This is a genomic window from Paenibacillus sp. FW101-FHT12H11 (assembly GCF_058790355.1).
This window is the reverse complement of record NZ_JBYTCO010000013.1, coordinates 149,081-168,862: the sequence shown is the minus strand read 5'-3', so window position 1 is coordinate 168,862 and position 19,782 is coordinate 149,081. Positions and strand designations below refer to the sequence as shown.

Below are 19,782 nucleotides of genomic sequence, written 5' to 3'. Positions count from 1 at the left end.
AAGTTTCGTGATCGCTCGACCTTAAATAAAGCATGAGAAACATTTACCCTACCCTTTAGTCCCGCCTTGAAGGCCAAAACCTTTGGACATAAATTGCTGAGAGAGAATATACATGATAACGGATGGAATGGCATAGAGCGTAGAAAACGCTGCTAATTTCCCATAACTCACCATGCCGTACTGCCCAAAGAATTGATATAGCTTAAGCGCTGCCGGGAACTTCTCAGGCGTACTCAAGAGAATGTAGGGAACGAAAAAGTTCCCCCAGCTGCCGGAGAAGGTAAAGATAGCAACCGTGCATATGCCCGGAATCATCAATGGAGTGACGATCCTGCGGATGCCTGCTAGAATGGACGCACCATCCACCCATGCCGCTTCTTCTAATTCGTTCGGTACGGAATCCATGAAATTTTTGAGCATCCAGATGCCATAAGGCATGGCCGAGGCGACTTTAAAAAGAATAACGCCGAAGATATTATCATAAAGCTTTAAAGTCAAAAACAACTGATACACAGGGACCATAACGGCTGTGATCGGCAGTGAGGTCATGAATAAGATGGTCAACATGAACGGCTTTTTATACTTCAATTGATATCTAGACAGTGGATAAGCCGCTAGCAGACCTATTATAACGACAATCAAAGCTTGACCGACCGAAATGAAGAGTCCTATTAGAAATGCGCGCTGATTCGCGCGACTAGTGATCACATCGATATAGTTGCCTGCTGTCAAAGAGCTGGGAACCTTGAGCGATTGCATGGCGTTAGGATCCACGGAGGCAACTAGCACCCATAAGAGTGGTAGCAGGAAACAAATGCCGATAAAGGTGAGGGCTGCGTAGGGCAAGGTGCGATAAACGACTTTACGGTAGATCTCAGTCATACCAACTCTCCTTATGGTTTTACTCTTTTAAAGTGCGAATATAGAACAAACTCAACACGATACCCAGAAGCAAGAGCAATAATGAAATGGCCGTGCCGTAACCGAGCTGATAGTTAATGAACGCCTGGTTGTACATAAAAATAGGTAAGGTCGTCGTTGCCGTGCCTGGACCCCCGCCGGTCATCGCATAGATGAGGCCAAAAACGCCCAGGGTCTGCAAAGTGACCAGCATCGCATTGGTAGTAATCGTTCCTTTGATATAAGGAAGAATAATGGAAGTTAAAATCTTCCAACGTGATGCTCCGTCGACAAGCGCCGCTTCCTCGATTTCTTTCGGCACATCGTCAAGTGCTGCTTGAAACACAAGCATAGAGAAGGCTGTTCCATGCCAGACGTTCGCTAAAATAATCGTGAGCATCGGAACGGTGAATAGCCATGTGACCGTGGGAATGCCTAGTGTACTTAGAATGGCGTTTAACGTACCCTCGTCGCCGAAAAAGCTGTAGAGACATAATGCACAGACAATTTCAGGCGTAACCCAACCGGCGAGAACGACAGTTCCAATCACACGGCGGAACGTTTTATTTTTACGTTTCATCAAGATTGCGATTAGAAATCCCAGCACTTGTTGACCGATGACAGCTGAGCCGATCAGGAAAACTAACGTGTTCCAGATACTGACTCTAACGGTTGGATCCGCAAACATGCGGAGATAGTTGTCAAAACCGACAAATTTCAGCTGTTTGGCCGATTCTCCGGTCAATGCCAAGTTCGTAAATGAGTAGAAAAACGTTAGCAAGATCGGATAGATGAAGAAAACCAGCATAACGGCCAACGAAGGAAATAAAAAATACAACCATGTGTACGTCTTTCTAGAAGTTATCGGGATTGCCGAACTGCTCATCATAGTTCTCTCCTTTCTCCCTGGTGATGTAGGGCAAACCGAGCTTGCCCTGACCCCCGTATTCTGAAATAGGGCGCCAGGGCAAGGTGTTGCCATTACTTCACGCTGACTTTGTCCTCTCCAACAATGCGGGTCACGTCTTGCTGATACTTCTTCATCGCATCGGCAGGTGAGGTGCCTGTCGCCACAGACTCAACCATAGCCTGAATTTGCGTGGATACTTCTGGATATTTATCACGAGCAGGTCGGAACTCCGCATTTTTCAAATATTCCGTAGCAATGGCGTTAAACGGCATTTGCGTATAACCCGGATCTTTGGCAACGTCGGCCCGAACTGTAATGTTACCGCCTGCAATTACAAGTTTTTGCGTGTTTTCTTTGTTAACGGCATATTTGATGAAGTCCCAAGCCTCGTCTTTATGTTGAGCGTTAGCAGGAACAGACAACGCCCATCCGCCGGCTAAAGTAATGGAACCCGGAGCTTGACCTTTACTTGTCGGCATTGGAGCAAAGCCCAGAACGTCTTTATACTCCGGCCATGGAGCTGCACCATTCGGCAGATAGTTGCCTGCAATCCAGGAACCGTCCAAGGAGATGCCGAGTTTGCCTTTTGGCAAATATTCACGAGCAGAGGAGTTGCCCGCTTGGCCGTTCAATACTTTGGAAAGAGGTGGGCCAAGCTTCTCTTTGTTAATGGTATCGATGAATGTAAGCGCATCCACAATACCTTGACTTTTAACCGTCCATTTTGAAGTCGCGTCATCATAAAGTCTTTCGCCTGTTCCGTAAAGCAGCATTTCGTAAGTTTGCATGGAAGTCGCTTCACCAGTCGCTTTACCCATGTTCATCCAGAAAGGTACAACGTCCTTGGCTGCTTTTTCCTTGATTGTTCTTGCTGCGCTCAAGACTTCATCCCAAGTTTTTGGTTTCCAATCTTCAGGCAATCCGGCTTGTTTGAAAATTTGCTTGTTGTACCAGAGGCCCCGGGAGTCCGTGTTATACGGTACGCCGTAAATTTTACCATCGGCGGCTGTTACCCCTTTTTTCATCGCTTCGATGAAGGAACCATTTGTCCAGTCGGTCCAGCTTTTTACTTTGTCATCCAAAGGAGACAAGAGGCCGGCGCTGGCATCGGAGTTTATCATGAAGGTGTCTTCTGTAACGATATCCGGTGCTGTGTCTTTGGATTTGAGGGCTAGCGCAATTTTCGCGAAGTAATCGCCTTCAGAAGCCTGGATCGGCGTCTGCTTGATGATGACATCTTTGTTCGGATAACTGGCTGCCGCATCTTTAAACCATTTGAAAAGCGTTCCGTTCTCACCAGTACCATCGTCTCTATATGTGATGGTGATGGTTTTTTTTGCAGCATCAGGTGCTTTCGTTTCCTTTGCTGCAGCTGTAGCTGCACTAGTTGCTGCCGGGGCCGTTGTACTGGCTGTGGTGTTTGTCGTTTCAGTCCCCTTCGAACAGCCGAATAACACAGTTGCACACAAGACACAGGTGGAGATGGATAACATTTTTTTATTACTCCGATACATACTGTTACCTCCTCAGAAAAGTAAGAATAGTATGACACTTCCTGATACAAACAAGCCGGTAAATGTGTTTGTATACTAAGTATAATAATATGGGCAAATCTACCATGTCCACTACGATTTTGCGACATGCTTGTACAAAAATTAACATTTTCGACGGTAGTAGACAGCGATAGAGAAACTAGAAAAACAAAAACCATGGAATTTGTATTCCACGGTTCTCTGTTCATAAATTTTACTTGCTATTCTTTCACAATCATCCTATGTTCGACAATTCTCTGTTCAGTGACAACTTCTCCATATAACTGCGAGATCAACAAATCCACCGCTTCCTCGCCCATCCGTTTCTCATCTTGCTCAATATGGGTGAAAATTGGTTTTCCCAAAAAATCGTTTAAGGAGTCGAAGCACACGATATCGTAGGTTTCCAACCTCTTTCCTTGTGTATCAATGGCTTGAGCCAACATGGTGGCGACCAAATATTCCGAAACAACAAATGCTTTTACATGGATGTTTTGTTCCAAAAAAATTTTGAGCGTCTCTAAATCCTCTGCCCATGAACCTGAACGGGTCCCTGTAATATTCGTTAAACAATAATCCTGATCTAACTTCAATCCTTCCCGGGTAAAAGCCAACGTATATCCCAAAAGCCTATCCTCCAGCGCTGACGTATTCTCAACCGGTGGAGATAAATAGCCGATGTTTTGATGGCCTTTCTCGATGAGATGAAGCGTAAGTTCTTCCGCGGCTTTTCTATTATCCGTGTAAACGGAACATACCGGAATGCCTTTTAAATACCGATCGACCAATACAACAGGAAACTTGCCCCAAACCAGACGAATGAGTTCCGCATTATAATGCGTGCCATGGACGGGGGTCACGATTAATCCCTTGACACCTAATCTGACAAAAAGTTGGATCGCATGCTCTTCATCCTCTTTGCTGCCGCCAGTCCTCTTGATGATTAAATCGCACCCATGCCGCGCGCTCTGCTTTTCCATGGATTGAAGAAGCTTCAAACCATATTCATCCGAAAAACCTGGAATAATTAATCCAATGAGAGGTCTTTCTTGAGCAGGGATCTCCGCATTCGTTCTTTCCTCCGATTGGCGCATTTGCTCCAAACTCGAAGTATAACCATTCGCTACAAACGACCCTTTTCCCTGGATACGTTTGATAACACCCGCTTCTGCCAACCTTTCGAGCGCCTTTTTAGAAGTAATGCGGCTAACACCAAATTGTTCGGCCAATTCTTTTTCGGATGAAACACGATCCCCAGTCTTTAATTTCCCCTGTTGAATCTCATGCACGATATGCGTATACAACTGTTTGTATAAATGCGTCTCCATTTTATTCACCCTAACGCTTTATGTTGATATACTTAATATATCATTTCAGGGATGAATATCAATTCTAATCTATTATCCAACGGTCAATGAAAAAAAACAGCTGAACACAATCAGCTGCCTTGTCTGGAAAGATGCTCCCTACCGGTTAAAAAGATTTTGGTCATATTAGCCACGCGTGTACCTAGAGATTCACCTAATAAGATCCCCTTCTCATAAAGGGAATGACTGAGCTCATCATCGGTATCTTCATCAGGAGAGGTAACTCCTATTCCATAATAGCTGCCGTAAAAGGCATTTCCCGGAATACTTGCGGGTAATCCGACAACCATCATGCCTTGATGCAACATCGGTGTAATCAAGTTAAGCAGAGTCGCCTCGATGCCACCATGTACGGTTGCTGTTGTACAGAATACTGCACCGATTTTATCAACTAGATTTCCTTCCGCCCATAACGAACCTAGCTTATCAATCCAAGCTTTTAAGCCGGAACTAATCGTGCCAAAGTGTCCGGGACATCCCCAGATAATAGCATCCATCTGTGCAAGATCCCTAACATTTGCGTTATTGACATGATGGATAAAAACCTCTGTCCCTTCCACATTTTTAGCGCCTTTTGCTATGGATCGAGCAAGCTTTTCCGTATGCCCAACCTCGCTATCATAAACGATATAAATCTTCATCGTATACCCTCCTACGTACAGTAGTTTTATCACTATTTCCCAAAAGCCCATCTCTTAAAATTAAAGTTGGTCAGACTCTTCTTTCAGTTTTTTAAGCGCCTCTCGATAGGCTTTATCGTCAATTACAACCGCATCACTCGTATCCTTCTCATTCCCCTTTAACCCGTGAAGAGCCTTCCTGTAATCACTATCGTTAAAAAGCATATCTTTTTTTGCAGATTGAGATTTGTTTGAGAAACCTTTTATTGCATTACGAAATTCATTATCAGCAGCAGTGTCCTGAGCCGCATATTTAATTTCTCCAAGTCGTTCAGTGGGTTTATATACTGGCGTTACTTCGTTTTCTTGTACCGATGGAACTTCATCTGTACCTCGTTGTACCCTCTTGATAAAGAAGGAAAGCACCAGACCGACAACACCAATGGCAACAATAACAAGATAGGCATCGTTAATTCCTTCTATGGTTGCATTTGTTATAATTTGAGCCTGTGTTGCGCCTGCAGCTGCTCCACCATTAGCCATCATATCCTGAAGATGCGTTTTTGTTCGATCGCTCATGACAGTTACAAGCAGAGAGGTACCGATAGCTCCCGCTACTTGACGCATGGTATTTGAGATTGCTGTCCCATGAGGATTCAATCGTGCCGGCAATTGATTCAAACCTGCGGTTTGAATTGGCATCAGTAATAAAGCCATGCCAATTCGCCGTGCAGTAGACATGAGCACTAAATAGGTATAAGTCGTTGAGTCAGTTAATTCGACAAAGCCAAGCGTTGTTCCAATCGTAATGAGCAATCCAATGATTGCCAACCATTTTGCACCAAATCGATCGAACATTTTACCGGTTACAGGCATTAGAAAACCCATCACGAGAGCACCAGGAAGCAACAAAAGTCCAGACTCCAGAGCGGTATATCCTCGTGCATTTTGTAGATAAAGCGGCAGCAGCATCATATCTGCATACATAATCATCGTCACAGCGATACCGATGACCGTCGTCAAGGAAAACATACTGTAACTGAATGCCCGCAAATCGAGCAGAGGGGTCTTAGATGTCAACTGAAGCCAAGAGAAAATAACAAGCGAAACAACACCAACAGCGATTGTTACAAGAACCTCCGTACTCGACCAACCCAAGCTTCCCGCTCTGCTAAAGCCATACAGCAGGGAGCCAAATCCGATGGTAGAGAAAGTGACGCTAAAAATATCGAAGCGAGCGTTGATTCGTTCCGATACATTTTTCAAAAAAATAAACCCGCAGGCGATAACAATAACAGCAAATGGAATCATGCCATAAAACATGACCTCCCATTTGTAGTGTTCCAAAATATAACCTGCTAGTGTGGGTCCAATGGCTGGAGCAAAAATGATGGCAAGTCCCATCATGCCCATTGCAGCCCCTCTTTTTTCGGGCTCGAATAGCGTTAAAATAACCATTGAGAGGAGGGGCATAACAATCCCTGCACCAGCCGCTTGAATCATTCGACCCGTAAGAAGGGTTGGGAAGTCGTCTGCAATTGCAGCAACTATAGTACCGATAAGGAAAATGATCATCGAAGCCTGAAACAGCTGTCTTGTACTGAAACGCTGCATAAGGTACGCCGTAATGGGGATCAGTACTCCGTTAACCAACAGGTAACCGGTTGTCAGCCATTGGGCAGTTGTGGCCGTGATATCAAAGTCCTTCATGAGTTCAGGGGTTGCAACACTCATAACCGTTTGATTCAATGTGGCCAAGAAGGCCCCCAAAATCATAACAAACAAAATAGGCCCTTTTCTGATTGAACTGCTTGCAGTTTCCTTATTTGCAACACTCAATGCTATCGATCCTCTCCAGATACTTTAGATTAACTGCCATAAAAAATATTGATTTTAGTATGTTAAGAATGGCAGGTTTGTATCCAAACGCAGGTTCAAAACATCTAGGATCCTTTGCCCAAAAGATCAACTTCCATTTATCATTTTGTAAGGATACGAAACTGCTGCATAAAGTAAAAAACCTTATCCGAACAATAGACCCGCAAACAGTCTTCTCGTTCTCGGATAAGGTTTTCATTAGATCCGGCTGGATTCCCCGGAGCATAGAGTATATGAATATGCATTACACCGAAAATATTAACGTGCAAGTTGTCGCTGCGTATATTTCAGTTCACCGGGCTTACTTCTCCAAAATATTCGCCGAGCAGAGCGACGCTGCTCAGCGCCCATGAGGATACATCTGCGGTATCTCCAAAGCCACGAAGGATTGCATCTGTCGATTGAACGGAATGCTTGGCTTTCAAGCGGCTTACGCCTTCGACTCATCGTCGGCGTTGCCGCTGTACAGCGCGGAAAATAATCGAACCGTGGATTTTAATGGAAGAGTTCCAAGTTCTTCTTGCAGTAGCTTCGTAAAATGTTCATAATGCCTCATCATGGACAATCGGTCCCCCAACTTCGCGTACACCAGCAGCACCCTTTCATTGACATCGTCAAGATAAGGATTTTGGCGAAGGGCGTTATGCAAACATTGTGCCGCCGCACGGAACTCTTTGATAGATATATAGTAATCCGACATTCGTCTCATTAACTCAATATAATCGCTTTGATATTTCTCCTGCGCTTCCTGCGCCCAAACAAAACCATCTTCTTCCATATAATTGCCTTTGTAAAGGTTTGCTATTTTCTCGAATTCCCCGATTGAATTTGGAGTTATGACCATTTCACCGCCAGTAACCCGCTCAAATCCAGCTGCATCACATTCAACACCACGTATCTCCAAACGATAGCAGTTGTTATGAAACTCCAACTTGTAGTTGTCGCCGGCGCTCGCTATCTTTTTCCTAATGCTATAGATACAGGTGTGCAAAAATGCGGTAACTTGCTCCAAATTTGCATTAGGCCAAATATCCTCCAGAATTTTTTCTTTCGTAATCAACGTATTCCGGTGATGAACAAGATACGCCATCAGTTCGCGTTCCTTGGATGTTCTCCATTTTACTGGAGACGCTTCTTCCGCGTTCTTATCGCGCATCCATTCAAAGCGGCCAAAACAGATAAACGCGGACTTGCTTGTTTGCCCCGCATTCTCTTGCTTACCGGCGCTTTGTTTTGACGTGGTCCGCGCGATAGTTTTCCTTAACCGTTCTACTGTGGTTGGTTTCAGCACATAATCGATGGCATTTAACTCAAAAGCCTCGACGGCATAATGATGGTAGGCTGTCACGAATACCACGTCGATTCCGGGGTCAATCGCCATGATGTGTTCAGCCGCTTCAATCCCGTTCAGGCCAGGCATTTCAATATCCAAAAACACGACATCCATGCGCTCCTGTAATAACATACTTATCGCTTCGCCCGGTTTCGTAAACGTCCCGACAATTTCGACATTGCCGATCGTGACCAATAATTTTCCAAGCAAATCCAGTGCGGGCTGCTCATCGTCGATTAATATTACACGCAGCATAAGTCACCTCACCCCATCGAATTCGGAATGCGAATCATAACTTCCGTCCCTTCTCCAGACACACTATCGATCTTTAGGCCCGTTCCGTAGAGTGTCCTTAAGCGCCCTTCGATATTGGCGAGTCCAACTCCTCTCGTCCCGCTTTTTCCTTGGAACAAAGACGCCTTTGTTTCATCTGAAATTCCCGGTCCGTTATCCGATACGACAATAACAAGACAGATTCGGTCTGCTTTCACGGAAATTCGCACGACTCCCCCTTCCGGCCGCTTCATCACGCCATGGCGAATGGCATTTTCCACAATTGGTTGAATAAGAAGTGGCGGAATACGGCAGCGAATATCCTCATCGATGTCATAAATGACTTGCAGTCGCTGACCAAAGCGGGCTTTTTCGATGAACAGATAAGACTCTATGAGTTCCAGCTCTTTTTGGATCGAGACGAGTTGTTCCCGGTTTTGGAAATCGAAGCTGCTTCTCAAGTACAAGCTCAATTCAACAAGTAAGTCCTGAGCTTTGCTTACGTCTGTATGACTTACCGAAATCACCGTATTGAGCGTGTTAAACAAGAAGTGGGGCTTAATTTGGGCCCGCAAAAAAGCCATCTCGCTGTGGATTAAATCGCTAACCGATTTTTTCAATTCAAGCAGTGTCCGGATGCGGGCTTTTAATTCGCCAGCCTCAATCGGTTTGCCGAGAAAGTCGTTCGCACCTGAGTCAAAGGCTGTTACAATGTCCTCCGGACGATTTCTAGCTGTTAGCAGCAACACCGGGAGTTCCGACAACGAGTATCGTTCGCGAATATTTCGGCATACTTCGTAGCCTGACATTCCAGGCATCATCAGATCGATAATCGCCAAATCGATGCGCCTGTTCATCTCAATCTCGCGAATCGCATCCATCCCGCTGGAAACAGCAATGACCGTATATTTCTCTACGGACAATAGATTGAGCAGCACCTGCCGATTGGCAGCATCGTCATCGGCAATCAGGATCGTATAGATGCTTTCCCCTTCCAATCGAACCTTATTCGAAGACGCCATATGGGGCGCAGCCAAATCCTGCAAAGCGTTCGTCCAATTCACTCCCGGATCGGACAGTTTCTCGTCTTCCCGATTTGCGGATGGCACTGTAAAGGTAAACACGGCCCCTTTTCCCTGTTCCGATTCCACCCAAATGCTGCCTCCGTGCAATTCCACCAATCGCTTGGTAACGCTGAGTCCGAGCCCCATTCCGCCGTACTCCATCGCAACCGCCTTCCCAGCCTGCTCAAACGATTCGAAGATGACTTCCAGCTTGTCTTGCGGAATGCCGATGCCGGTATCCGAAACGGAAATCACAAGCCAGCCATCATTCTCCCTCGCGGATACGGCAATCTGACCTGAATCCGTAAACTTAAGCGCATTACCGACCAGATTGTTCAGAATTTGGACAAGCCTGTCTTCATCCACATAAACATAGTGACGATCGTTCAGGAAATCAACGAATTGCACCGGTTTGTCCCCTGCCATATGGCGAAACATCTCAAAAATAAGGCGAACGATCGGTTGCAAAGCTACTGCTTTCCGCTTCAAAACAAGCTCTCCATTCTTCAATTTGGAGAAATCAAGCAGATCGCCTAACAGGTTGGCCATCCTCCTGCCGGTATCTTTGATCATGGCTACATTCGTCTTCTGATGCGGCGACATTGGACCTGCCGCGCCTTCAAGCAATGATCCGGCAATATTGATGATGGCGTGAAGTGGCGTTTTCATTTCATGGGATGTATTGGCAAGAAATTCGTCCTTCAACCGGTCCATATATCGGAGCCGCTCTGAAAGAGTCTCCACTTTCTTGAACGTATTCACAAACTGTTTTGACAAAAATAACCCTTGGGCAACGGCAAAACTTATCCAAGCGGCTGTCTGGAGGGAAAGGACGGATACAATCCCCAAAATGTCCAATGCGGAAGCGACTTCTATAATTAGAAGCGACAACGCGCTGATCAGCATCAACAACGAGCCTTCCCTCCGCCGCATCATGCCGGCAGACATCACATATGCGACGTATAGGATCTCGAAAAATGCCAGCACCAGTCCCACACTGCCCATTTTACTGAAGAGCGGTGCGGGTGTAAGGAGAATAAGCAGCAATCTCACTGCTAGAGTCAATCCGAACCCTTTCATGACGACTTTCTTAAATAATCCCGGAAAAGCTTGCATGGCGTAGAGCAGGAGAAATAATTCGGAAGCTGCACCGGAGATCGTTTGTATTTTCAAAAACAGCTCAAACGGAATCCCCGGCGCAAACATTGCCGCAATTTTCTCGCCGTGAGTCGCCAAATATACGCAGACCGCTATACAGCATAGACCAAAATAGAGCCAAGAACGCTCTCGTCCTCTCATCGAGAAAAGAACAATGAAATAAGCGCCGATTAGCAAAAAGCAAGAGGTAGCTAATAAATCCTCCACCACCGCAAACTCCCGCATGGACAGAATGTCTCCCTGATACCCTAAATAAATAGGATGGGTGATTCCTCCCTGAAAGTACTGAAAATTAGCTACTTGAACGATGATGTCAGCACGGTTTCCGTCAATTTGCAAAAATTGAACGTATGGTGTATTGACGGAAAGCGTCGTCTGCCTGTCCGTCCCTGGATTACCCCCGGAACCGATCTCCCTGCCGTTTACGAACAGTTTGTGGGCTGTTTTAATGTTGATCTGTCTGATCCCGTAGATCTGCCCAGAGTTACCCTGCAAATTAACATGTAACCGAAATGTCGCATATCCATTCGAAGACCCGCTCAAGCCCCCGACCGCATACTTCTCCCACCTGTCTGGCACGTGAACGAACCCCGTCATCTCCGGCAGTTTGCCCTTATGTCCTAGCGGGTCGAAATCGTCCGGAGTGAGCAACTGATTTTGATAGTATTCCCATTCCCCGTCCAGACGGGTGGACCCGTTATCGGCAAAATTCCATTGCGTTAAATCCAATTCGCCTTTTAGTGCCTTCGGATAGATCGGGGTAGCCCCATATTTAATGAATAAGCCAACAAAACCTACAATGATACAAATAATCGTTATAGTGATCTTGCCGTTTTTAAGCATCCACTTCGCCTTTTTTGTCAAATAGTATAATAGATGAGTATTCGACAAAAATTTACAAATTCCTTTGAAAATCGAGCCGCTGTTGATCAACGATAAAAAAACGTTCACCCAGTTGGGTGAACGCTTCACTGCTTCAGCGAAGGACTTCGCTTCGGCAAAAACATCAGATTTCATCAAAATATACTTTGGGTTCCTGTGCGTGCTGATAGATACAAACCTTCAAGTATGATGGCAAGTGCGATGCCTTCCTGGGTGCTTGTTAATCGTATTCGGCGATTTCCAAGTATTTTCCCATTGTATTTCAAATTAAAGCAGATCCCCTTTTTTTCCTACAAACTTAATAGTATAGATATGCGTTTTCGTGAGGTCGATGACTTCATTAATAAATTCCTCTAAGGATTCCTTAAAGCCATTCTTGATCCACATTAGAATCAGCCCATAAAATCCAAAAGCCGTATAGCGCTTAAAATAGTCCATATTGACTTGAGTCTGGTTTAAGGTTTCAAAAATAAATTGTTCCTTATAAATTTTCAAGATGGTTTGTGGAAATTCCGTATGCAGCCCCGGTAATGTATCGTCATATTTAATTAGCTCGAACGAATCGCGATGTTCATAAATGTAACTAATAATAGCGAACGAAGGCGGGTTTAACTTATTCGCGTTGATCTGCTGTCCTGGGTAATACGGTCTGCCAACGGAATCCTCCAAGCCCTCAAGCAAAGAAGCAAGCAAGTCTTCAGCCAATTGAATTTTATCCTGATAATGTACGTAGAAGGTGCTCCGATTATACGCGGCTCCATCCACGATGTCTTTTACGGATACGTTATGATAGCCCTTCTCTTTAATGAGTTTAATAAAAGCGGATTTCAAATGCTCTTTTGTGCGATTTCGTTGTCGATCATTCATGAAAAAACCTCTTCCCAAAAAGACATTTCACATCCAGGTGTCTACTGCTTGAACATCCGTCAGAACCTTGATGATTGTTATATATGGATAGAATAGTACAATTAAATTGTACCGAAAATAGTCATTTACAAGCTAATTTATATATTTCTAATCATTATACTAGGAGGATCAACCATGGGTAAACTGCATAACAAAGTAGCCGTGATTACTGGCGGAGCATCTGGTATCGGAGCCGCGACAGCCCGTCTGTTTATAACTGAGGGAGCTAAAGTGGTTCTTGTTGATTTAAATGAAGAAAAAGGACTGGCATTCGAGAAGGAGCTAAAAGCGCTGGGTGCCGACGCTTTATTTATAAAAGCCAATATCACCATCGAAGAAGAAGTTGCTGATATATTCAAACGAGCCGTTGAAGCTTTCGGAAAAGTGGATGTCGTCTTTAATAATGCGGGGATCGGGCGAGTTCATTCTTCGCATGATCTTGCCTATTCCGAGTGGCGCAATACCGTAAATGTCGACTTGGATGGCGTATTCTTGGTAGCACGTGAAGCTATCCGTGAAATGTTAAAGCAAGGCGGAGGCACGATTGTCAATACCGCCTCGATGTACGGATGGGTCGGATCACCCGGTTCGGCTGCCTACAACGCGGCGAAAGGCGGCGTTATTAACCTGACCCGTTCGCTTGCGCTTGAATACGCGGAACGCAACATCCGCATTAACTCATTATGCCCAGGTTTTATTGATACACCTATTATTCCTGAGGAAAGTAAGCAAGTCTTGGCTCAGATGACTCCAATGAAACGTCTTGGCCAGGCGGAAGAAATGGCGAAAGCCGTACTGTTCATGGCTTCTGACGATTCTTCTTTCATGACCGGGAATAGCTTAATTGTCGATGGCGGGTATACGGCTCAATAATTTATCATCAACTTCAGGAGGTAATCAATCATGACAAAATTCGAGGGAAAAGTCATTATCATCACAGGCGCGGCGGGCGGAATCGGGAAAGCAACGGCCAAGAAGCTGGCAGAGCAAGGAGCTAAGCTGGCTTTGGTGGATTTGAATCTTGAAGCCATTCAACAGACTGTATCGGAATTGGGACTAAGCGATGCTAATTCAATTGCCATTCAAGCCAATGTGGCAAAGGAGGAAGAAGTCAAATCCTATGTCAAGGAAACCGTCGAAAAATTCGGCAAAATAGACGGTTTCTTCAACAATGCAGGGATCGAAGGCATTACTGCTAACATTGAGGATTATCCAACCGAGACATTCGATCTGGTGCTCAACGTCAATGTCAAAGGAGCGTTTCTTGGCTTGAAATATGTGGTACCTGTGATGAAGAAACAAGGGTACGGCAGCATCGTAAATACGGCCTCCGGTGCAGGACTAATAGGAGCACCTGGTTTTGTTGGCTATAATAGCTCAAAACATGCTGTCATCGGAATGACCAAAGTCGTTGCCTTGGAAACAGCCCCGTTTGGCATTAGAGTGAATGCCGTGGCACCCGGGGTCATCAATACCCGCATGATGCGTCAGATTGAGAAGAATACGGTTCCTGAGGATGCCGCTGGAGCAAGAGAAGCATTTGGCGCCGCTGTGCCAATGGGAAGATACGGTGAGGCGGAAGAGGTTGCTAATGTAGCTGTCTTTTTGCTATCTGATGATGCTTCCTATGTGTCCCAATCGATTTACACGGTGGATGGCGGCCAAATCAACCAATAATACAGTGAAAGCAACTATTGCAGCCCTTTCCGCTTCCTAATAGGAAGCAGGAAGGGCGTTTTTGTGTGCCGATATCTCGCATACACAGAGTTAGTCAGTTAGTTGTGTTGGGTCAGGTTCAACATTAACGTATTTTTCAAGCCACTCGTAAGAGAGTCGTATTAAATCTTTCTTGTATTTACTTTTGTATGGAACAATTAATAATTCTGTCATCAAGAATCCCCCCTGTATGAGCCGCCTTCAATGAAGCCTGTCTTTATTCCGGTAAATTGTTAGTATGGTAGTATAACTCCTTGAGAAGTTATGAAGGCCGTGTTTAAATGTAACAATAGCACGAAATGACACGATAGGCTTGCGTCATGGCTTAGTACCATAGCGAGAAAGAAGGCTTTAGAAGTGAAAAGAACATTCATAGATTTGTTAATTATAACAGTTGGTGCACTGGCTTTTGCGTTGGGCATTAATGTGTTTGTCATCCCTCACGAGTTGGGCGAGGGTGGTGTGGTTGGCATTACTATCATTTTATATTATTTGCTGGAATGGTCTCCAGGTTGGACAAGTTTAATTATTAATCTGTTACTGTTGGCAATTGGATGCCGTTTGTTAACAAGAAAGACTGTATTATATACAATCGCTGCCGTTTCTCTCCATTCGTTGTTTCTTCATCTGACCCAGGGTTGGCATATTGCTTCAAACGATCTAATTGTGAGTTCCATTTTCGGAGGGGCTCTGGTTGGATTTGGAATCGGACTTATTGTTAGGGTAGGAGGTACGACTGCCGGCACTGTTATTATAGCCAAGTTGATGAACAAGTTCTGGGACTGGAATATCAGTTTTGCGTTGTTGTTGTGCGATGTTCTTGTAGCAATGTCCTCTTACTTTATCATTGGCCCCGAAAGACTGATGTTCACTATTATTATGCTTTTCGTAGCTACCAAAGTGATGGAGTTCGTGATAGACGGATTGAACCCAACGAAATCTATAACGGTTATTTCCAAAAAACAAGACCAGATAGCTCAACAAGTAAACACTCTTATGGATCGAGGTGTTACGGTCTTAAGCGGTCATGGTTATTATACGAAGACTTCCATGAATATTCTCTATATTATAGTCAAGAAGCAGGAGGTTGCCCTGCTGAAGAACATCGTAAAATCCGCAGATCACGAAGCTTTCATGACAGTTCAAAATGTGCAGGATGTGTTCGGTAAGGGTTTTATCGACATTCAAAATTCCTGAGTCATCTATGTGGATCCAATCTTCTGTCCCAGTTTGTATATAAGAAAGACTTCATTATTAGCCGCAAGATTGTTCCCCCTTAAATGAAACCATTCACATTTCGACACAAATCATTGAAGAAACCTGCCCAATCACTTAATGAGGCTGCCGATCAATTCGCGGCAGCCTCACTATGTTGTTTATTGAACAAACGTCTCCCGTTAGCCATACATGCAGCGCAAGCGCATTGGAGTAACAGGAGATATTATGCATGCCCCGTTGCTCCTGAATCTTTTGAGAGCTCCTTATTATTCAAATAATTACAACAAATCAACACGACAATGTCCGCCACTGATAAATAATATAGATCCCAATCGAACTTAAATGTAAAGATATGCAGATGAATAAAAATTAGATAACTTGCCAGCAGAATAATCGGAGCCAAAGCTTGGACTGTCCAGTTGAACCGATAAAAACAAACGATTGCAATTAAACATGCTCTTATTGTCTGATATAGTACAATAACCGCTAGGGAACTTCTAGTAGGATCATTAAACCAATCAACATCAAAATGATAATGATCGGAAAATACAGGGATAACAATAAGGTCTCCATTCATACTATAGGCTATAAAAACTACTATAATTAAACGAATAAAACGAGAGGATGCTTGAATGATATATTTGTACCATATTTTTGAAATCCAGAAAAAAAACAGCAAGCCGACGAAGGTATAGCTTGTATTCCACCAATTATTCTTATATATCTCCAGTTGAAGAAACAACAATTCAATGGCAGCAATTACTGCTGCAAAAATAAAACTCCATCGGGATGTAAGCCGAAAAGCAACATAAAATAACGAGATTGCTGGAACGAATAAGTATTGGGAAATATAAGCGCCTAAAGTCATGTCATAATATGAATTTTTCAATAAATGAGGATAATATTCGTAGGCATTTAGCCAAAGATAGACCACATTCTCAAAAAAAGCGCCCAGGGCATCTAAGCCCAAAAACAAGATCAATAGCTTTAGGTCCTTTTTTTTCCAAAAAGTATAGAAAATAATAAAAACACTCAATACAGCCAATACAATAAACCAAACAGCATTCCCTTTGATAATAAATTCGATTAGCTGATTTATCTTTTGCAACTTGAATATTCCCTCTCTCGGTTAGTTCCATTTATATAGTAGAAGTATTGGAGCTTTATTACCAAAGTATTCATCTGCTTGGTATCGTCACTTCTATTTTCAGACCACTCATTGTGATACGATTCACTGCAATTTATCTAAGCACAAAGTACAGTCTGATCACAAAATATGCATCAGTATATAAAGACAAAACCACTCCTGACAATGGAGTAGTTTCTTTGAATAGAACTTCTTTTTTATTACAATATCGTTCCTTGTTAGAGCAATGTTCTTGTCAACCGACAATTTTCAAAAGAAAGAAAACAAGGGCTCAGCCATATCCACGACCCTGTATGACGAGAAAAGATGCATCTTAGAATGTATTGGCTGTCGCCTTTGGCTTCGCTCATACGTTCTAAGATGCATCCAATTCATTATCAATCGTCTAGCTTATGATTTTGTAACAAGATAAGAGGCTACCTCAGCCAATCGTGAAGCATAACCCCATTCGTTGTCGTACCAAGTAGCGATAGACAATAGTTCACCTTGTACTTGGGTTAAAGGCAAATCAATAATCGAAGAATGGGGATCAGCTACGATACGGGACGAGGCCCATTCCCCTTCCAAAACATCAAGAACACCCTTTAATTCGCCTTCTCTCGCAGCTTCTCGGAACATATCGTTAATCTCTTGAACAGTGCATCGTTTCTCCGTTATCAAATTAAGTTCTGCGATACTCCCGGTACGGGTCGGAATCCGGTAGGCTTTGCCTGTGATTTGCAGGTCATGCCAAATGAATTTCAGAGCTTTGGCTGCACCTGAAGACGACGGAATGATGTTCTCGGCAGCTGCCCATGAATCCCGGCGGTCCTTCATCGGCTGATCCGTCAACGATTGCGTGTTCGTATACGAGTGTACCGTGGAGAATAATCCGTATTGAATGCCATAGTTTTCTCTGACCAATTTGACGACTGGTGCAAGCGCATTGGTCGTGCAACTCGCCATGCTAATGATTTTATGCTTTTCCGGATCGAAGCTTTCTAAGTTAATTCCTTTAAGAAGTACTGCGTCGCAATCGTCTAAGGTTTTGCTCGGACCGCTGACAAGCACCCTTTTGGCGCCTCGCTCCAAATGCAGTTCAGCTACTGATCGCGTAACGGCTCGTCCGGTACAATCAATGACCAATTCAACGCCTAATTCACCCCAATTCGGCAATTCAGCGGCCGAATTCAAATAACGAATCTCCCGGTCGCCGATGACGATTGCGCCTTTTTGAGCAGATACTTTCTCATGCCAACGCTTGTAATTTGTATCCACTTCAAAAAGTGCGGCAAGCGTCTCTTCGTCTTTAATATCCGAGATGGAAAAGGGGACAAATAAACTTTGTTGCAACGCCGCCCGAAGGAGCTGTCTTCCGATACGTCCAAATCCAAAAAGCGCAATTTTACCCATAATAGCCTCCATATATATTAGATTAGTTATTATCCTTACTACTCATTAATCCGTTCTACCTGGTTAATCCATTGCAAAAATGATTGAACATACCGCTGCAAATATTTGCGAGTCGTATCATCCGTGAGCTTGCGAGTATTTGAATCAATCTTGTCCGTGATTTGAGAAATGTACATTTTTTGAGCCGGCATCACATAGGACTGTGTGGCATCCAACGTTTGCCTGATTTGCTGCTGCGAAAGAATCGTCCCTTTTGCGCCAGGTGTTGCGCCTATCACAGCTGCAGGCTTATGAATTAAAACGGCTGTTTTGGTAGGTGTCGATGCCCAGTCCAGTGCATTTTTTAGTACTCCCGGTATACCTGAGTTGTACTCTGGGCTAACAATGAGAATGCCATCCGTCCTTTGAATCGCCTCGCGATAATGCTTAACTGGATCTGGCCCCTCTTCATGATCCAAATCCGCGTTATAGAGGGGAAGATTAGCAATCGATATGCATTCATATTCCGCGGAATCTACAAGTTCTGGAATCGAATTCGCAATCATTTGATTAAAAGAGCTTTCCCTCAAACTTCCTACAATAATCCCTATTCTTTTTGACATCAGCCAACCTCCAATTCATTCTCATATAATCATACAATATTTTCCTTACTATGCGTGGGAAAACATTAGTTTAGGTGCCACGGCTATTAGCCTGGCTGATCGCTAACCGGTAAAACTATCTTAATTTATACATTCTTAAATTTAAGATATATGACAAAAATTATTGATCATTAGCTGCTCTTTTATCAATAAGCCTTTTAGGTGTAACATCGTTCCCAAATTCATCCATAACAGACACGTTCAGAAGCGTTGTTAATAGTTGCCCGCGTAAAATCTGTAAATACTGCGTCCGAAGCGCTGCTTGTTCCGCTTTCTCAGTATCAGATAGACCTGATCTGCGCTCAATTCTGCTCAGTTCATTAATACGGTTCAGAATTGGAATCATTCTCATTACCTCCTCGAAGTCGTCTAATAAAATCTTAAAATCATTTATCTTAATTTAAAGATATACGATTTTAAGATAACTGTCAATAGCTTGTTTTCAATTAAGCTTATTTCCCGTTCAGTGATCAAGAGCTTCCTTTGATGTTAGGCAGCTCGAAAATTAATCGTCCCCTATTGAAATAGCGATGTAGTATCGATTCAAATCGTGTGCCATTAATCGTTGCTTGCCCTGTACCAGCACTTACAGACCAGTTGAAAGTTTTGTCCGTAGCATAATCAGGAGTCACCTTGGCGTGAAGTTGTTGGGAGTCCCCTACGTACCATGTTGTCACTAGTACTAGACACTTCAATACCAGTAACCATGCTTCTAAGAGCGACCGTATAAGTTCGCTTCGTTCCATCCTGTGCAGTCACGATAAGGGTAATCGTATTAGCCCCCAATTGAGACTAATTGAATCGTTTACTAGATTTCCATTGAGCTGTAGTGCTACCGTCGCATG

At 43.9% G+C, this 19,782-nt stretch carries 18 protein-coding genes; 3 read left to right on the top strand and 15 right to left on the bottom strand.

The window, feature by feature from the left end:
- Positions 1-48 precede the first annotated feature (48 nt).
- From AC3WTJ_RS33975 to AC3WTJ_RS33930, 10 genes are all read right to left on the bottom strand, one after another.
- Positions 49-882, bottom strand: coding sequence for a carbohydrate ABC transporter permease (locus tag AC3WTJ_RS33975; RefSeq protein ID WP_127457396.1), 834 nt, complete (start codon positions 880-882; stop codon positions 49-51).
- A gap of 19 nt (positions 883-901) precedes the next feature.
- A complete protein-coding gene (locus AC3WTJ_RS33970; protein ID WP_492525772.1) occupies positions 902-1,789 on the bottom strand; it encodes a carbohydrate ABC transporter permease in 888 nt (295 codons plus the stop codon).
- 92 nt (positions 1,790-1,881) lie between these two features.
- Positions 1,882-3,324, bottom strand: coding sequence for an ABC transporter substrate-binding protein (locus AC3WTJ_RS33965; RefSeq protein ID WP_492525770.1), 1,443 nt, complete (start codon positions 3,322-3,324; stop codon positions 1,882-1,884).
- A gap of 239 nt (positions 3,325-3,563) precedes the next feature.
- The gene (locus tag AC3WTJ_RS33960; protein WP_492525768.1) at positions 3,564-4,670 is read right to left on the bottom strand and encodes a GntR family transcriptional regulator; all 1,107 of its coding nucleotides are present in this window, start codon (positions 4,668-4,670) and stop codon (positions 3,564-3,566) included.
- 110 nt (positions 4,671-4,780) lie between these two features.
- Entirely contained in the window at positions 4,781-5,350 is a 570-nt protein-coding gene (locus AC3WTJ_RS33955; protein WP_407870767.1) for an NAD(P)H-dependent oxidoreductase, read from the bottom strand.
- Positions 5,351-5,410: 60 nt separating this feature from the next.
- On the bottom strand, positions 5,411-7,105 hold the full coding sequence (locus AC3WTJ_RS33950) for a DHA2 family efflux MFS transporter permease subunit (RefSeq protein WP_492525879.1): 1,695 nt from the start codon (positions 7,103-7,105) through the stop codon (positions 5,411-5,413).
- A gap of 389 nt (positions 7,106-7,494) precedes the next feature.
- On the bottom strand, positions 7,495-7,632 hold the full coding sequence (locus AC3WTJ_RS33945) for a hypothetical protein (RefSeq protein WP_492525766.1): 138 nt from the start codon (positions 7,630-7,632) through the stop codon (positions 7,495-7,497).
- Between the two features lie 5 nt (positions 7,633-7,637).
- Positions 7,638-8,795 carry a response regulator gene (locus tag AC3WTJ_RS33940; protein WP_492525764.1) on the bottom strand — a complete coding sequence of 386 codons (1,158 nt, stop codon included), beginning with the start codon at positions 8,793-8,795 and terminating at the stop codon, positions 7,638-7,640.
- An 8-nt stretch (positions 8,796-8,803) separates the two neighbouring features.
- Complete coding sequence (locus AC3WTJ_RS33935; RefSeq protein ID WP_492525877.1) at positions 8,804-12,052, bottom strand: hybrid sensor histidine kinase/response regulator; 3,249 nt, start codon at positions 12,050-12,052, stop codon at positions 8,804-8,806.
- 132 nt (positions 12,053-12,184) lie between these two features.
- A complete protein-coding gene (locus AC3WTJ_RS33930) occupies positions 12,185-12,784 on the bottom strand; it encodes a TetR/AcrR family transcriptional regulator (RefSeq protein ID WP_492525762.1) in 600 nt (199 codons plus the stop codon).
- Between the two features lie 174 nt (positions 12,785-12,958).
- On the opposite strand from AC3WTJ_RS33930, the gene AC3WTJ_RS33925 reads away from it, so the two are divergent.
- Positions 12,959-13,696 carry an SDR family NAD(P)-dependent oxidoreductase gene (locus AC3WTJ_RS33925; RefSeq protein WP_492525760.1) on the top strand — a complete coding sequence of 246 codons (738 nt, stop codon included), beginning with the start codon at positions 12,959-12,961 and terminating at the stop codon, positions 13,694-13,696.
- Between the two features lie 30 nt (positions 13,697-13,726).
- On the top strand, positions 13,727-14,500 hold the full coding sequence (locus tag AC3WTJ_RS33920; protein WP_492525758.1) for an SDR family NAD(P)-dependent oxidoreductase: 774 nt from the start codon (positions 13,727-13,729) through the stop codon (positions 14,498-14,500).
- Between the two features lie 90 nt (positions 14,501-14,590).
- Here the strand turns inward: AC3WTJ_RS33920 and AC3WTJ_RS33915 are convergent, their stop codons facing one another.
- The gene (locus AC3WTJ_RS33915; protein ID WP_492525756.1) at positions 14,591-14,713 is read right to left on the bottom strand and encodes a hypothetical protein; all 123 of its coding nucleotides are present in this window, start codon (positions 14,711-14,713) and stop codon (positions 14,591-14,593) included.
- A 183-nt stretch (positions 14,714-14,896) separates the two neighbouring features.
- Here AC3WTJ_RS33915 and AC3WTJ_RS33910 point away from each other — a divergent pair, with 183 nt between their 5' ends.
- Positions 14,897-15,736 (top strand): YitT family protein, encoded by an 840-nt coding sequence (locus AC3WTJ_RS33910; protein ID WP_492525754.1) that lies wholly within the window; start codon positions 14,897-14,899, stop codon positions 15,734-15,736.
- A 244-nt stretch (positions 15,737-15,980) separates the two neighbouring features.
- Here the strand turns inward: AC3WTJ_RS33910 and AC3WTJ_RS33905 are convergent, their stop codons facing one another.
- The 4 genes from AC3WTJ_RS33905 to AC3WTJ_RS33890 all read right to left on the bottom strand — a co-directional run bounded on the left by AC3WTJ_RS33905 (position 15,981) and on the right by AC3WTJ_RS33890 (position 19,283).
- Complete coding sequence (locus AC3WTJ_RS33905) at positions 15,981-16,865, bottom strand: hypothetical protein (protein WP_492525752.1); 885 nt, start codon at positions 16,863-16,865, stop codon at positions 15,981-15,983.
- Positions 16,866-17,294: 429 nt separating this feature from the next.
- Positions 17,295-18,296, bottom strand: coding sequence for a type I glyceraldehyde-3-phosphate dehydrogenase (locus AC3WTJ_RS33900; RefSeq protein ID WP_492525750.1), 1,002 nt, complete (start codon positions 18,294-18,296; stop codon positions 17,295-17,297).
- 38 nt (positions 18,297-18,334) lie between these two features.
- Positions 18,335-18,898, bottom strand: coding sequence for an NADPH-dependent FMN reductase (locus AC3WTJ_RS33895; protein WP_492525748.1), 564 nt, complete (start codon positions 18,896-18,898; stop codon positions 18,335-18,337).
- A 160-nt stretch (positions 18,899-19,058) separates the two neighbouring features.
- Positions 19,059-19,283: a DUF896 domain-containing protein gene (locus AC3WTJ_RS33890; RefSeq protein WP_492525746.1), complete on the bottom strand. Its 225-nt coding sequence runs from the start codon at positions 19,281-19,283 to the stop codon at positions 19,059-19,061.
- Positions 19,284-19,782: the final 499 nt, after the last annotated feature.